This is a genomic window from Enterobacter sp. 3U4, from assembly GCF_057224565.1.
In genome coordinates, this window is sequence record NZ_CP136665.1 from 2,306,250 (window position 1) to 2,320,641 (window position 14,392).

The 14,392-nt window shown below is 56.3% G+C and carries 14 protein-coding genes and 2 tRNA genes; 10 read left to right on the forward strand and 6 right to left on the reverse strand.

What is annotated here, in order from left to right; genetic code table 11:
- Positions 1–63: 63 nt before the first annotated feature.
- Entirely contained in the window at positions 64–1,383 is a 1,320-nt protein-coding gene (gene guaD / locus RVY89_RS11090) for a guanine deaminase (protein WP_484827840.1), read from the forward strand.
- On the opposite strand, the gene uraH is transcribed toward guaD, so the two are convergent.
- Complete coding sequence (gene uraH, locus RVY89_RS11095; protein WP_484827841.1) at positions 1,363–1,686, reverse strand: hydroxyisourate hydrolase; 324 nt, start codon at positions 1,684–1,686, stop codon at positions 1,363–1,365. The genes guaD and uraH overlap by 21 nt on opposite strands.
- Positions 1,683–2,183: a 2-oxo-4-hydroxy-4-carboxy-5-ureidoimidazoline decarboxylase gene (gene uraD / locus RVY89_RS11100; RefSeq protein WP_484827842.1), complete on the reverse strand. Its 501-nt coding sequence runs from the start codon at positions 2,181–2,183 to the stop codon at positions 1,683–1,685. The genes uraH and uraD overlap by 4 nt, the downstream gene beginning before the upstream one ends.
- 239 nt (positions 2,184–2,422) lie before the next feature.
- Between uraD and hpxO the strand changes: the two genes are divergently transcribed.
- From hpxO to RVY89_RS11115, 3 genes are read left to right on the forward strand one after another with little or no spacing between them, the layout of a single operon-like run.
- A complete protein-coding gene (gene hpxO, locus RVY89_RS11105) occupies positions 2,423–3,577 on the forward strand; it encodes an FAD-dependent urate hydroxylase HpxO (RefSeq protein WP_484827843.1) in 1,155 nt (384 codons plus the stop codon).
- 17 nt (positions 3,578–3,594) lie between these two features.
- The gene (hpxD, locus tag RVY89_RS11110; protein ID WP_484827844.1) at positions 3,595–4,629 is read left to right on the forward strand and encodes a molybdenum cofactor-independent xanthine hydroxylase subunit HpxD; all 1,035 of its coding nucleotides are present in this window, start codon (positions 3,595–3,597) and stop codon (positions 4,627–4,629) included.
- Between the two features lie 11 nt (positions 4,630–4,640).
- Entirely contained in the window at positions 4,641–5,576 is a 936-nt protein-coding gene (locus RVY89_RS11115) for a PDR/VanB family oxidoreductase (RefSeq protein ID WP_484827845.1), read from the forward strand.
- 43 nt (positions 5,577–5,619) lie between these two features.
- Here RVY89_RS11115 and RVY89_RS11120 read toward each other — a convergent pair.
- Positions 5,620–5,707 (reverse strand) — tRNA-Ser (locus RVY89_RS11120).
- A 278-nt stretch (positions 5,708–5,985) separates the two neighbouring features.
- Here RVY89_RS11120 and RVY89_RS11125 point away from each other — a divergent pair.
- The 5 genes from RVY89_RS11125 (at position 5,986) to RVY89_RS11145 (ending at position 11,123) form a co-directional block, all read left to right on the forward strand.
- A complete protein-coding gene (locus RVY89_RS11125; RefSeq protein ID WP_484827931.1) occupies positions 5,986–7,122 on the forward strand; it encodes a D-alanyl-lipoteichoic acid biosynthesis protein DltD in 1,137 nt (378 codons plus the stop codon).
- Between the two features lie 128 nt (positions 7,123–7,250).
- Positions 7,251–8,369, forward strand: a complete 1,119-nt coding sequence (locus RVY89_RS11130) for an MBOAT family O-acyltransferase (protein WP_484827932.1) — start codon at positions 7,251–7,253, stop codon at positions 8,367–8,369.
- Positions 8,366–9,799: an AMP-binding protein gene (locus tag RVY89_RS11135; protein WP_484827846.1), complete on the forward strand. Its 1,434-nt coding sequence runs from the start codon at positions 8,366–8,368 to the stop codon at positions 9,797–9,799. The genes RVY89_RS11130 and RVY89_RS11135 overlap by 4 nt, the downstream gene beginning before the upstream one ends.
- Before the next feature lie 17 nt (positions 9,800–9,816).
- Positions 9,817–10,035 carry an acyl carrier protein gene (locus RVY89_RS11140; protein WP_008499867.1) on the forward strand — a complete coding sequence of 73 codons (219 nt, stop codon included), beginning with the start codon at positions 9,817–9,819 and terminating at the stop codon, positions 10,033–10,035.
- Between the two features lie 251 nt (positions 10,036–10,286).
- On the forward strand, positions 10,287–11,123 hold the full coding sequence (locus RVY89_RS11145) for an alpha/beta fold hydrolase (RefSeq protein ID WP_484827847.1): 837 nt from the start codon (positions 10,287–10,289) through the stop codon (positions 11,121–11,123).
- A 106-nt stretch (positions 11,124–11,229) separates the two neighbouring features.
- Here the strand turns inward: RVY89_RS11145 and RVY89_RS11150 are convergent, their stop codons facing one another.
- Positions 11,230–11,487 carry a YjhX family toxin gene (locus RVY89_RS11150; RefSeq protein WP_045401694.1) on the reverse strand — a complete coding sequence of 86 codons (258 nt, stop codon included), beginning with the start codon at positions 11,485–11,487 and terminating at the stop codon, positions 11,230–11,232.
- Between the two features lie 314 nt (positions 11,488–11,801).
- Between RVY89_RS11150 and RVY89_RS11155 the strand changes: the two genes are divergently transcribed.
- Positions 11,802–12,206, forward strand: a complete 405-nt coding sequence (locus RVY89_RS11155) for a GNAT family N-acetyltransferase (RefSeq protein WP_048027271.1) — start codon at positions 11,802–11,804, stop codon at positions 12,204–12,206.
- 64 nt (positions 12,207–12,270) lie between these two features.
- Here RVY89_RS11155 and RVY89_RS11160 read toward each other — a convergent pair.
- A tRNA-Ser gene (locus RVY89_RS11160) sits at positions 12,271–12,358 on the reverse strand.
- A gap of 144 nt (positions 12,359–12,502) precedes the next feature.
- Positions 12,503–14,131, reverse strand: coding sequence for an ABC transporter substrate-binding protein (locus RVY89_RS11165; protein ID WP_484827848.1), 1,629 nt, complete (start codon positions 14,129–14,131; stop codon positions 12,503–12,505).
- Between the last annotated feature and the right edge of the window lie 261 nt (positions 14,132–14,392).

The window sequence follows — 14,392 nt, forward strand, 5'->3', positions numbered from 1 at the left end:
CATTCTGGCACCGTTCTTGCTGAGCCTTATAACCCCCGCTACGCACACACGAAGGCAGGAACCATGATGGAATACCAGACTGCGATACGCGGTGCATTTTTTGATATTGCCCGGGTCTGCGACAGCGCAGACGCTATTGCCCAACACGCGCGCTACCTTGAGGACGGCCTGCTGTTTATCCAGAACGGAAAAATTCTGGCGCAGATGCCGTGGCAGGAGGGCGAGCAGTATCTTGACCCGCACAAAGGCTATACCGACCTGCGCGGCAGGCTGCTGCTGCCCGGTTTTGTCGACACCCACGTTCATTATCCGCAAACGGAGATGATTGGCGCCTTTGGTGAACAGCTGCTGGAATGGCTGACCACCTACACTTTCCCGGTGGAGAGCCAGTTTGCCGATGAGGCCTACGCGAAAGAGATCGCCGAATTTTTCATTAACCAGCTCGTGAGCAACGGTACCACCACCGCGCTGGTGTTTTGCACGCTGCATCCGGAATCGGTCGAGGCGCTGTTTACCGAAGCCCTGCGTCTCAACATGCGCCTTATCGCTGGTAAGGTGATGATGGACAGACACGCGCCGGACTACCTGAGCGAAGACGCAAAGCAGAGCTACCGGCAGACCCGGGCGCTGATCCAGCGCTGGCATCATCGTGGACGGCTGGGCTATGCGATTACGCCGCGCTTTGCCCCGACCTCATCACCCGAGCTGCTTGCGGCGGTCAGCCTGCTCAGAGAGGAGTTTCCGGACACCTGGCTGCAGACCCACCTGAGCGAAAACCCCAACGAAGTGGCCTGGGTAAGCGATCTCTGGCCGGAGCACGAGCGCTATCTGGACGTGTATCACCACTACGGCCTGACCGGCGAGCGCAGCGTGTTTGCCCACGCGATCCATCTGCACCACAGCGAGTGGCAGTGCCTGCATGACACCGGTTCGGCGGTGGCGTTTTGCCCCACCTCTAACCTGTTTCTCGGCAGCGGGCTGTTTCGCCTCCCCGCCTGCTGGCAGCACAGGGTGCGGATGGGCATCGGCACCGACGTCGGGGCGGGCACGACCTTCAGCATGCTGCGCACCCTGGGAGAAGCCTACAAGGTGGGCCAGCTTCAGAGCTACCGCCTGCGCGCCAGCGAGGCCTTTTACCACGCCACGCTGGGCGGCGCGCACGCCCTCCGGCTGGACGATAAGATTGGCAACTTCGCGGCAGGCAAAGAGGCGGATTTCGTGGTTATCGACCCCGACGTGACGCCGCTGCAGCGCCTGCGCAATCGCCGCTGCCAGGATATCTATGAGCAGCTCTTTGTGCTGATGACCCTCGGCGACGAGCGCAACATCAGCGAGACCTGGGTCAACGGCGAGCGGGTGTGGTCAACTGCCCCGGTAGGTTGACCACCCGCCGGGGGCAATCACAAACGGCAGATGGAAATGCTCGTCTGCCGTTTCTCCCGTTACAAAATCAATTTGCGCACAGGGGTAGAGCGTGGCGCGACCGGTTTCGCGAAACCACGCGCCGATCTCCGCCACCAGCCGATAGCGGCCCGCGGGCAGAGAGGGAACGAACGCGGCGATGCGCCCCTGGGCGTTGGTCACGCCCGTCGCCAGCGTCTTCCCGTCCTGTTGCAGATGAACCGTTACGCCCTCTGCGGGTTTGCCCGTCGAAATATCGAGAATGTGGGTGCTGAGCGTGCTCATTCGCTAATGACTCCTTCCAGCCGCAGCAGCGTAATTTCCCGCAGCTGTTCCAGCGCGGCACGGACTTCCTGCGCGTCGCTGTTCTCCAGCCGCGCGTGCAGCGCTTGTAAAATGTCCTCACCGCTGCGGCCCTTCGCGCGGATCAGAAAGACGCGTCCGAAGCGGGCCTCGTAGCGGGCATTGCCTTCGCGCAGCGCCTGGGCCAGCTCGGCATCGCTATCGTTCACCGCCCCCTGCTCCCGGCGCGATAGCACCGCCTCCGCCGCTGAACCCGCGGGCTTTTCCCCAATGCGCGGATGGGCGCTCAGGGCTTGCGCTAAGGCCGCTTCATCCCAGCGTTGCGTTAGTGCCTGCGCCGCAATGAACAACGCTTCCCGGCTCGAATAAGGCCGCCCACTAACCAACGCGTCGGTCCAGCCGGGTATCGCCACGCAGGGATGAAGCAGCGTAAAAGCGTCTTTCTCAGAAAGCTGATTAAAGTCGTGCAGTGCGATCATAGGTTCTCCTTGATTATCCTTCTCAGGCTTATTGCACAAACCACGCCACTCTTGAGACAAACGTGAAACAGTCGATTCCCGATAGCTAACCAGGAAATTTTTGATTCATAAAAAGGCACGCTCACCGCGTTTACGCACCTTAGCAGTGCAAACGTCTCCCTCACAACGCCCTTTTCGCCACTCTGCAGCCTGGTACGCAAATTGCTGAATGTCTTTACACCCTGCAAAAGGAGAGAAGCATGAGAGCAATCGTTATTGGTGCGGGTATTGGCGGCCTGAGCGCCGCCGTCGCGCTGAAGAAAGCGGGCATCGACTGTACCGTGTTTGAAGCCGTAAAGGAGATCAGGCCCGTCGGGGCGGCCATCTCCATCTGGCCGAACGGCGTGAAATGCATGCAGCACCTCGGCATGGGCGATATCATCGAGACTTACGGCGGGCCGATGCGTTTTATGGCCTATAAGGATTACCGGCGCGGAGATACCCTGACCCGCTTTAGCCTTGCCCCGCTGGTTGAGCGTACCGGCGGGCGTCCCTGCCCCGTCTCGCGCGCTGAGCTTCAGCGCGAAATGCTGGACTTCTGGGGTCGCGACAAGGTGCAGTTCGGCAAGCGCGTCGAACGCGTCCATGAGGACGACGCTGGCGTGAGCGTCACCTTCACCGACGGCACCTCGGCATCCGGGGATTTCCTGATTGCCGCGGACGGCAGCCACTCGGCGGTGCGCCCGTACGTGCTGGGCTATGCGCCGGAGCGCCGCTACGCCGGGTACGTGAACTGGAACGGGCTGGTGAAGATTGACGAAGAGATTGCCCCGGCGCACCAGTGGACCACCTTCGTTGGCGAAGGAAAACGCGTGTCGCTGATGCCCGTCTCCGGGGGTCGTTTCTACTTCTTTTTTGACGTGCCGCTGCCCGCGGGTCTGGCGGAGGATCGCACCACCCTGCGCGCCGATCTCACGGGCTACTTCCGCGGCTGGGCGCCGCCGGTGCAGAAGCTTATCGCGGCCCTGGATCCTGAAACGACCAACCGCATTGAAATCCACGACATTGAGCCGTTCGACAGCCTGGTGCGCGGCAACGTCGCGCTGCTTGGCGATGCCGCGCATAGCACCACGCCGGATATCGGCCAGGGCGGCTGCGCGGCGATGGAAGACGCCGTCGTGCTGGGGGAATGCCTGCGTGAAAATCACAACATCACGCTGGCGCTGCGACAGTACGAGGCGCTGCGCTGCGACCGGGTGCGCGACCTGGTGCTGAAGGCGCGCAAGCGCTGCGACGTCACCCACGGGAAAGACATGGCGTTGACGCAGGCCTGGTATCAGGAGCTTCGAGAGGAGACCGGCGAGCGCATCATCAACGGTCTGTGCGAGACCATTCAGGGCGGCCCGTTAGGCTGAACGCAAGAGGGACAACGATGAAAAGAGAACCGACTCCACCCGCCCACTGTACGTTTGAGCCAGAGGACTGGCTGCGCCTGGCGAAATGCTGGCATCCGGTCGCGCGCGCCTGCGACGTCGGTCCGGCACCGGTCAAAGCGACGCTGCTGGATGAACAGCTGGTGATTTACCGGATAAACGACCAGGTCGTGGTCGCCCGTGACGTTTGCCCGCACCGCGGCGTGCCGCTGACGCTCGGCTTTCACGACGAGCATGGGATTATCTGCCCCTATCATGGCTTACGCTTTGGGGAGGACGGGCGCTGCAATCGTATTCCCTCCAGCCCCGACCAGCCCGTTCCGGCGAAGCTGAACCTGATTAACTACGCCGTGGAAGAGCGGTTCGGGCTGATCTGGACCTGCCTGGCGTTTGATCCGGATAACCCCGCGCCGCTGCCTACCATGCCGCACTGGGATGACGACGGATTTCAACAGATTAACTGCCCGGCATTCGAGGTGAACGGCTTTGCCGGACGTCAGGTAGAAGGTTTTCTGGACGTGGCGCACTTTGCCTGGATCCACACCGATACCTTTGCGGACCCGAACAACCCGCTGGTGCCCCACTATCAGCCGCAGGAGACGCCGTTTGGCTTCGTGGCGGATTACTGGAGCTCAGTGAGCAACTATCCCGCCAGTTCCCCCGTGCAGGCCCCGGAAGGGTTCCAGTGGTTGCGCCATTTTGAGATGCACCTGCCGTTTACCGCTACCCTGACGATTCATTTTCCGGGTGAATCGAGACTGGTCATTATGAACGCCGCGTCGCCGGTCTCATCGCGCGTGACCCGCATGTTCGCCCCTATCGCCCGCAATTTTGACCTGCATATTCCGGTGGAGGATGTGCATGCCTTCAATCTGCGGATTTTTGAAGAAGACCGTCTGATGGTGGAAACCCAGCGCCCGGAAAGCCTGCCGCTGGACCTGACCCTGGAAGCCCATATCCCCGCGGATAAAAGCTCGATTGCCTACCGTCGGGGGCTGAAGAAGATGGGCTTTGGCGAGTTTTTCCTAGTATGACGGAGGCCGATATGCTGAGCGTAATTGTTGACGGGCTGTGGCGCGAGGGCGACAAAAGCCTCGCCGTCAGGCTGGTGGCTGAAGACGGGAGCGCACTGCCGACGTGGCAGCCCGGCGCGCACATTGATGTCCACCTGCCCTGCGGCGTGGTGCGCCAGTATTCCCTGACCGGGACCTGTGAGGAAGAGAGCTATCTTATCTGCGTGGGGCGGGAAACCGCCTCGCGCGGCGGATCGCGCTACGTTCACGAGACGCTGCGTCCCGGGCAGAAGCTGATGATATCCGCCCCGCGCAACCTGTTTCCGCTTCAGCAGGCAGAGCGGGTTTTGCTGCTGGCGGCGGGCATTGGCATTACGCCGCTGTATGCGATGGCCCTGCAGCTGAAGGCGACCGGAACGCCGTTCACGCTGCACTACTACGTCAGGAACCGCGAAAGCGCGGCGTTTGCGCGCGAACTCTCGCAGTGCGGTGAGTGCATCATTCATACCGCCAGCCCGCGCACAGCGCTCGCAGAGCATATCCCCGTGCCTGAGGCGGGTTTGCGAGCCTGGGCGTGCGGACCGGCAGGATTTATGGAAAAAGTGCGTGAGGTCGCCACGGCGAAGGGATGGGATGACGCCCATATCCACAGCGAGGCGTTTCAGCCCGCGACCGCTGTCACAAGCGGCGTCGCGGGCGAGATCTTCACGGTCAAACTGGCCTCCACAGGGGAGCGCTGGCCGGTGCCTGCGGACAAAACCATCGCCCAGGTGCTGCAGGCAAACGGCGTGGACGTGCCGCTGTCATGCGAGATGGGGATCTGCGGAGCCTGCCTGACGCCGGTGATTGACGGCGTGGTGGATCACCGGGATAGCGTGCAGTCGGAGGCCGAAAAAAGCGCAACGGATCAGCAGGTGGCGCTGTGCTGTTCGCGGAGCCATTCCCGGGAGCTGGTGATTGCCCTGTAAAGCAAAAAACCCTGCGATATTTCTATCGCAGGGTTTTTGAATTTGGCGGAAGCGTAGAGATTCGAACTCTAGAACCCTTTCGGGTCGCCGGTTTTCAAGACCGGTGCCTTCAACCGCTCGGCCACGCTTCCAAAGTGAGGCGCACTATAAACATCTATTAGCGCCTTGTAAAGCAGGAATTTTTCTATTTTTCCCCGCAGGCGTTTGACTGCGCAAAAAGTCACCCGCACGCTGATCTCACGTCACTCACAACGACCTTGTACATACCGTAACATAGCAACGCTCATCCTTTTAAATCGCTCTGGTATAGAATGCCTCAAAAATAGAAGGTCATTTGTTGTGTAATTGTTATAAATCTGAATTCCCGCAGATTTTAGACATTACTGCCATGCAGTGTTACGGGTTGATGATGAAAATCAAAAATACGCTTTGCTTACATATCCTGATGGCAACCCTGGCCATTTTGTTCCTTTGTATTCACCCGCTGGTGACGAGCTTCGATCCGCCGCTCGCCTTCCAGCCGCTGATTAAATCAATGGCGGGCACGCCTAAAGAACAAGCGGAAAAAATTGCCACTATTTCTCATGCCTTAGAAGGGAATGCGATATTCTTCATTGGTGCGTCCGAGGTTGCGACCTCAGAAGATGAACATTACGCTGTATATAATTACTTTAATAAGCAATTACACAAACCCGTCGTGGCGTATGGCGATGCATTTGTCGATGACGAAACGCAGTTTTTGCTGTTCTCACGCTTTAAAAATAGCCTTAACGCAAACAGTAAAGTTGTTTTGCTTCTGGCACCTGACAGCTTTTACTCAAAAGGTCTGCCACCCGCTATCTATGCCGATAATTTCCCGGGCTCTATTTTTAATCCTTTGATGAAAGATCCGCAGGCGCGCCCAATATTAGTCAATTATTTAAAGCATATTGATAGTAAAGAAATAAGCCATTTAACCTTTGGCCAAATGCGCGTCTTTGGCTGGCACCCCGATCTGATCTGGGACGAGCTGAGCTTCCAGTTTGCGAACGTCTGCACCCTGATAAAAAACGACTGGCTGGCGCTGCTCAACGTTACGCCCCAGACGGTACAACCCTGGCCGCAGCAGCCAGCCGCCCACATTGCTCCCGACTGGGATAAAGAGCTGGCGAATGCGCGCGAGTTAAATAAAAAACGCCAGCAGAGCGCGGCCACGCTGTGGATGGACAAAACGATTTACGAGCAGGACGGTAAGCCGCAACAGTGGGATGACACGCCGGTCGTGCCTGCGCAAATCGCCGCGTTCAGTAAAACCGTCCAGCTGTTGAAAGAACGTCACGTGCAGGTGATTGCTATCGTCGACCCGGTTAACCCCTGGGCGCTTTACAACACCAATACCTTCCGCCCGGTTGATAAGCAAATTAAAACCATTCTGGAAAAAAACCAGATCCCTTATTTAGATATGTACGCCATGCCTTATCAAAATGGCTGGAACTGGGATCGTTTGCACCCTTCCGAACTGGCCTGGGTTCCTATGATTCGCTTTATTGCACAGAGCTTTAAATAATGAAAATCGCGATCCGTCTTTTTTTCCTTTATCTCCTGCTGGCGATCACCATCGTCGCGTGGACCTCTGTCGATGACAGCATGAGTATGCAGCTGCATTTTGAATATCAAAAGTTCTGAGGCCGAATGATGTACAGCTCAGGAATGTTTTTTGTCTATTTGTTTTCCTCCGCCCTGGCGTTTGCGCTGGTCAATCGCGTATTACGCCATCGTCTGACCTGGTTATCTGCGCTATCGGTGCTGACGGCTCTGGGATGGGGATATATATTTCAGGGTGATTATATTGTCCCCGTCGCCGTTTTTTTCAGCTTTTATGTTTTCGCCACGCTAAAAGAGAAGGGATGGTTAAAAACGTGGCAGGCGGTTGTTCTGACATTATTGCCGCTGTTGCTGGTGAAATTACACTTAAATAACCACTGGGGCATGATTGGTCTCTCTTTTATGACGTTCCGCGCGGTGGACGTGCTGCTCTATCGCAGTAAAAAAGAAGGCCAGAATTTCCTGCACTATTTCTGCTATCTGTTTATGCCCTTTATCATCCTGGCCGGCCCCATGTACCGCTGGCGGACATGGATGAGCGACGTCAGTAAGCCCGTCTTTGCCCTTAGCCGCGAACAGTTTTTAGTGGCGCTGGAGCTAATCATTACCGGCATTGTCCAGAAGTTCCTGTTTGCCATGCTGGTTGATTCACTTGTCGTGCAGCCCTGGAGCCATAAGCCGTTTACGCTGACCGTGGGCGTGGTGATGTCAATTGCCTATAGCGCCTACCTCTACTTTGATTTTGCGGGCTACAGCAATATGGCCATCGGCGCAGGCCGCCTGTTTGGGCTCAACATTCCGGCAAACTTCAATATGCCGCTTCTGGCAAAGAACCCCCAGGACTTCTGGCGCCGCTTCCACATCAGTTTGTCCGAATGGCTGCGCGATGTGGTCTTTATGCCCGTTTACATGAACCTGATGAAGTTCAACTTTTTCCGTCAGAACAAAACGCTGGCGCAAAATATCGGTATTTTTTGCACCCTGTTCTGCATGGGGGCATGGAATGGTCTGGAACGCCATTACGTCATCAGCGGCGCGCTGTTTGGCGCGATTTCCGTCGCTCACAACATGCTGCTGTGGTCAGCCAAGCGCAGCCCGGCATTGCACCGGGTCTTGCAGTATCCGGCCGTTGCGTTTTTAGGACGAATTCTGACGCTGGGAAGCGCCGCGGGATCCCTTTACATCTTTAGTGGAATGTCACCTCTATGAAAAATCACTCCGATCTTCAGGAACTGCAGGATTTCTTGCGTGCGGCATTATGCGATCCCGCCTCCCCGCAGCAGCTGGCCATCAGCGGCAGCGACGAAGCCTTAAGCTGGCTGCAGCTTTCCGCGGCCGTAACGGACTGGGCGCAGCGCTATCAGCGTTGCCAGCCTGTTGCCGGTACGCCGGTCGTCTTGTACGGACACCAGCAGGCCGAGTTCGCCGTGGCGATTTATAGCTGCCTGCTGCACAACATTCCGTACATTCCGGTGGACTGCATCTACCCGCAGGAGCGCCTCCGGGAGATTTGCCATCTGGCCAATGCCCCTTACTATTACGACGTCGCGACCCGGCAGTTCATCGCCACCGGGGAACCGGGCAAGGTGCTGGAGGAGCAGGATCTGGCCTACATCATGTTTACTTCCGGCAGCACCGGTAAACCTAAAGGCGTGCAGATTGGGCGTGAAAGCGTATGGCACTTCATGAAATGGGTCAGCCAGGACTTTTCGCTGCCGGAAAAACCGGTGCTGATGAACCACGCGGTGTTCAGTTTTGACCTCTCCCTGATCCCTTTGCTGGCGAATCTGGCGATGGCCGGGCACATCGTGCTGAACGCCAAAGAGGACATTCAGAAAGAGAACTGGCTGGAGCGACTGAAAAGCAACGCCGTCTCCGCCTGGGTTTCCACTCCCTCTTTTGCTTACCAGCAGCTGCTTTCCCCGCAGTTCAACAGCGAGTATTTACCTGAACTCAACGTCTTTATCTTCATTGGTGAAGTGTTGAATAAAGCGCTGGTTAAACAGCTTCGCCGCCGCTTCCCGCAGGCCAAAATCATCAACTCATATGGCCCTACGGAAGCAACCATCGCGACGACCGTGGTTGAAATCACGGATGCGATCCTGAGCAGCGACAGCGCCGTGCTGCCGGTGGGGGTCATGATGCCTGAGAGCAGAATGGAAATTTCCGCCGACGGCGAGCTGATTATCTGGGGTAAAAACGTCATGCGCGGCTACCTTGGTCTGCCGCAGGAGAACGCGGCGAAATTACTCCATCGGGAAGATGAAGCGTTTCGCGGCTACCGTACCGGCGATCTGGGCTATGAAGCGGGGCTTATATATTGCCAGGGCCGCAACGACAGCCAGGTCAAACTGAACGGCTACCGTATTGAAATTAATGAGATCGAAAACCGCCTGCTGGCCATGTCCGGCATCAACGAAGCGGTGGTTCTGCCGCTGATGAAATCCTGCGGCAGCGTGCTGCGCATTGCCGCGTTCTGCGTGACGGATATGGCGCCGGATACCATCAAAACATCGCTGTCGAAGGTAGTTCCGCACTATATGGTGCCTTCACAAATTATCGTAAAAGACGCTTTGCCGCTGAATCCTAACGGCAAAATTGACCGCAAGCTGCTGGACGCTTACGCCCGCACAAATTAATGACCCCAGGAAAAATTATGGAACAAGAAATTCTCGCCCTGTTCGAAAAAGTGTTATCCCGTAAGGTGGGCTTTCACGATGAACTGATTGAATCCGACATTCTCGACTCCATCCTGGCGGTCGATATGGTGCTGGAAGTGCAGGACGTTTACGGCTGCATGATCCCGCCAACTGACGTGGCGACAGTGCTAAAAACCCCGGCGGACCTGGCCCGCTATATTGAAGAAAACCGCTAAACGCCCCTGCTGTTATTCCTGCCCTGAAGGCTCTGGAGGATCTCTCCAGAGCCTTCATTCGCTCCCCCTTCCGCCTGAACGCTAAACGCTCCCTTTCACAGAAATGAAACCGCCTGCTTTTACTATTTCACCTACACTTTAGGGGTACTGTCGGTACGGGAAACAGAAAAAAGCCAACTTAATTAAGGCATTACTGATTCGCTGTGCGCTCAGCCGGGGAACATTTTGCCTTTAACAGAGGAGTCTGCGGTATGGCATTCGTAACAACGAAAGACGGCGTCAATATTTACTACAAAGACTGGGGCCCAAAAGAGGCTCAACCCATAGTTTTCCACCACGGCTGGCCGCTGAGTGCCGATGACTGGGATAACCAGATGCTCTTCTTCCTTGCAGAAGGCTATCGCGTTATCGCTATCGATCGCCGTGGTCATGGGCGTTCGGATCAGGTGAGTGAAGGCCACGATATGGATCATTATGCGGCCGATGCGTCAGCCGTGGTTGAAAGCCTGGATCTGCACAATGCCGTGCACGTCGGTCACTCCACCGGCGGCGGCCAGGTCGCCCGCTATGTTGCGCGGTATGGACAACCGCAGGGGCGCGTTGCCAAAGCGGTACTCGTTAGCTCCGTTCCGCCACTGATGGTCAAAACGGAGACGAATCCCGGCGGAACGCCCGTTGAGGTGTTCGACGGCTTCCGCAAAGCGCTGGCGGCTAACCGCGCCCAGTTTTATCTCGACGTGGCCAGCGGTCCGTTCTACGGTTTTAATCGCGATGGCGCCGAGGTTTCGCAGGGTACGATCCAAAACTGGTGGCGTCAGGGAATGATCGGCAGCGCCAAGGCCCACTATGAGGGGATTAAGGCGTTTTCAGAGACCGACCAGACGGAAGATTTGAAAACCATCACGGTTCCCGTTCTGGTGTTGCAGGGCGATGACGATCAGGTTGTACCGTATAAGAATGCCGCCCTGCTGCAGGACAAACTGCTGGCGAACAGCGTGCTGAAAATTTATCCGGGCTTCCCGCACGGGATGCATACCACCCATGCGGATACCATCAACGCGGACATCCTGGCCTTTATCCGCTCATAACGCCGCGTTTATTGCCGGGTGGCGCTGCGCTTACCCGGCCTACATTCCGCCACGATATCCATTTCAATGCATGAACGCCACCCGAGGGTGGCGTTGTTTATTCCGCTTAGCGATTATCCAGCTGGGCGCGAACGTTGTTCAGCCCGGTGGTGTTGATCCGGTAAGGCTGCCCGTTCACGGATCGGATCAGCTTTTTGGTGCGGAGTTTTTTAAAGACGCTGAGCGTGCAGTCGCTCAGCACCAGCCCTTCACGGGTATAGCACTCAACGGACGTGACGCGGCCAGAACTGTCGCGGACGTACACAATGCGTCCACCTTTGGCGAGAACGTGTAAGGTACGTTGTTCCTGACGGGATAAATTCATACTGGAAAACCTGTGTAATCATCATGCGTAAAAACGAGCCCACACCCGCAGGTGCGTGCGTAAGGTTTAAGCGCAGCGATAACCAGTCCGTCCTGAAAAGGGCGGGAAGCTGATTATCTGATGAAAACATTCTCCAGCATCAAAGCCTCGGCGAGAGATGAAAAGGTATTTACGGGCTGAATGATAACGCCAGTTATTTACAGGGGAATAGCAGGAGGCTAAAAGTGTGAACGTGATCGGTCCGTAAAATCGTCTTTCGTCAATTTTACTGCCAGACTGAAGCCCTTTACTGAACACCGACTGGAGCTCTTCTTATGCCTGATAACTATACCGTAGTTGAAACCGTCCCCACTGCAGAAGCGTTTTGCCGGCTGCGCGAAATTTCTGGTCTTAGCCCTCGCCCGCTGGAGGCGGCCCGAAAAGCGCTGCCCGGCAGCTGCTATGGCATGCATATAGTGTTTCAGGGAAAACCGGTCGGTATGGGGCGCATCGTGGGGGATGGTGCGTTGAATTTTGATATTGTCGACGTCGCGGTTGATCCGCTTCATCAGGGGAAAGGGCTGGGCAGAGTCATTATGGAAACGCTTGTTGCCTGGCTGGATAACCACGCCTGTAAAGGAGCGTACGTTTGCTTAATGGCCGATGTGCCTGAGCTGTATACTAAATTTGGTTTTACGCTCGTTCGCCCGGCAAGCGAAGGAATGGCAAGAATCTGGTGAAGCACAAACCTGCGTTAAGGCAAAAGGAAAACCCCAGGTTAACGAGTAACCTGGGGTTTATATCTGGCGGAAGCGCAGAGACTCGAACTCTGGAACCCTTTCGGGTCGCCGGTTTTCAAGACCGGTGCCTTCAACCGCTCGGCCACACTTCCTGAGTGAGGCGAACTATAAACACCTCACCGCGTGCTGTAAAGAGTAGCGGCAATCGTTCGCTGTAAAAATAGTCAAAACGTGTTTAATCGGTTGAACTGACGACACATCGACGATTTTATCAGCACAGTCTCCCGCGCTCAGGCTTAGTGTTTTTTGATGTACATATCTTTCGTGTAATAGTACCCCAGCTTATCCGGCGTAAATCCGCCCACCCACGGTTTCACCAGATGCGTGCGGACGTAGTGATACACCGGGATGGCGGGCACATCACGCCCCAGCAGGTCTTCTGCCTGCTGGTAGAACTTACCCCGCTCATCCGCTGTTTTGGCTTTTGCGGCATTGAGCAGCGCCTGGTCATATTCCGGATTGCTGTACTGGCTGGTGTTTTCGCTGTCGCCGGTGCGGAAGTTGTTCAGGAAGGTCGCCGCATCGTCGTAATCGGCAATCCACGCGTACCGCACCGCGTCAAAGTTGTGGGTGTGCATGGTATCCAGCATGGTTTTCCACTCCTGATTTTGCAGCTTCGCGTCCACGCCGAGGTTTTTCTTCCACATGGAGCTGGCCGCAATCGCGATGCGCTGGTGCGATTCAGAGGTGTTATAGAGCAGGTTAAAGCTCAGAGGATGGCTGGCGTTATATCCGGCCTCGTTCAGCAGCTTTTTCGCCTCAGCGATGCGTTTGTCCAGCGGCCAGCTGGCGTAATCCGGGTTCTGGAGCTTAACGCCGCCGATATCCGGCTGGCTGATGAGCCACGCAGGGCGTTGCCCCTGCCCTAATACTTTTCCGGCAATGATGTCTTTATCGAGCGCCATGTTCAGCGCCTTGCGCACGCGGGCGTCGTTGAACGGCGGCCGGGTGGTGTTAAATTCATAGTAATAGGTCGCCAGCTGCGGGGAGACATCCAGCTGGCTGCCCAGGGTCTTCTTGAGCTGGGCAAACTGGTTGATCGGCACCGTGTAGACAATGTCAATTTCGCCTGCTTTATAGCGGTTCACATCCGAAGCCTCGGACGTGATGGGCAGGTAGGTGACCTTATTAATCACGGTATGCGCGTTATCCCAGTAGCGCGGGTTACGCTCCGCCACGATGCGTTCGTTGACTACCCACTGTGAAAGCTTATACGCCCCGCTGCTGACGAAATGCTCCGGCTTGGTCCACTTATCGCCGAAACGGCCAATCAGCACTTTATCCACCGGCACCAGCGACGGGTGAGCCAGCATCGCGAGGAATGCCGCGTTTGGCTGGGTGAGCGTCACTTCCAGCGTGGTGTCGTTAATCGCTTTCACGCCCAGCGTATCGGGCGCTTTTTTCCCCTGGGCGATATCGGCCGCGTTGGCGATATGCATATTGCCCGGATAGCTCGCATAAGGCGAAGCCGTTTTCGGGTCGATCAGGCGCTGCCAGCTCCAGACCACATCCTCTGCGGTAATCGCCGTGCCGTCGCTCCAGGTGATGCCCGGACGCAGATGGAACGTCCAGACGGTGTTATCCTTGTTCTCCCATTTTTCCGCCAGCCGCGGCTGGACTTCACCTGTCGGGGAAACGCTGACCAGACCTTCGAATAAATCGCTGATAATATTGAATTCGACATCGCTTTCGACTTTATGCGGGTCGAGCGAAGCCGGTTCACTGCCATTATTTCTGACCAGTTCCTGTTTATCGGCCAGCGCGGTTCCTGCCGGCACGTTAGCCGCCCAGGTAGCCGTGCTGGCGCACAGGATCCCGGCGGTAAGTAAAGAGAGCGTAAAGTGAGTGCGTGCTTGTGGTTTCATGTCCTTCGCCTTATTGTCTGTTTTATGACGATCCGGAAATAACTCTTAGCGTTCGAATGGTAATAACGCAATATTTTTCAGTAACCTATAAGAGCTTGATCTGGTAAATACTTTCAAACCGCTGTTCATACTGATGAAACGGTCTTTCGCAGAAGAAATAACCACCTCCAGCGCTAAGGTGCTGAGTAAAGATGGGTAAAACCACTTTGAGACTGGCGCCCCGTTTCCTATTCTTTCCGTTAATTACATCTGTCATAAGAG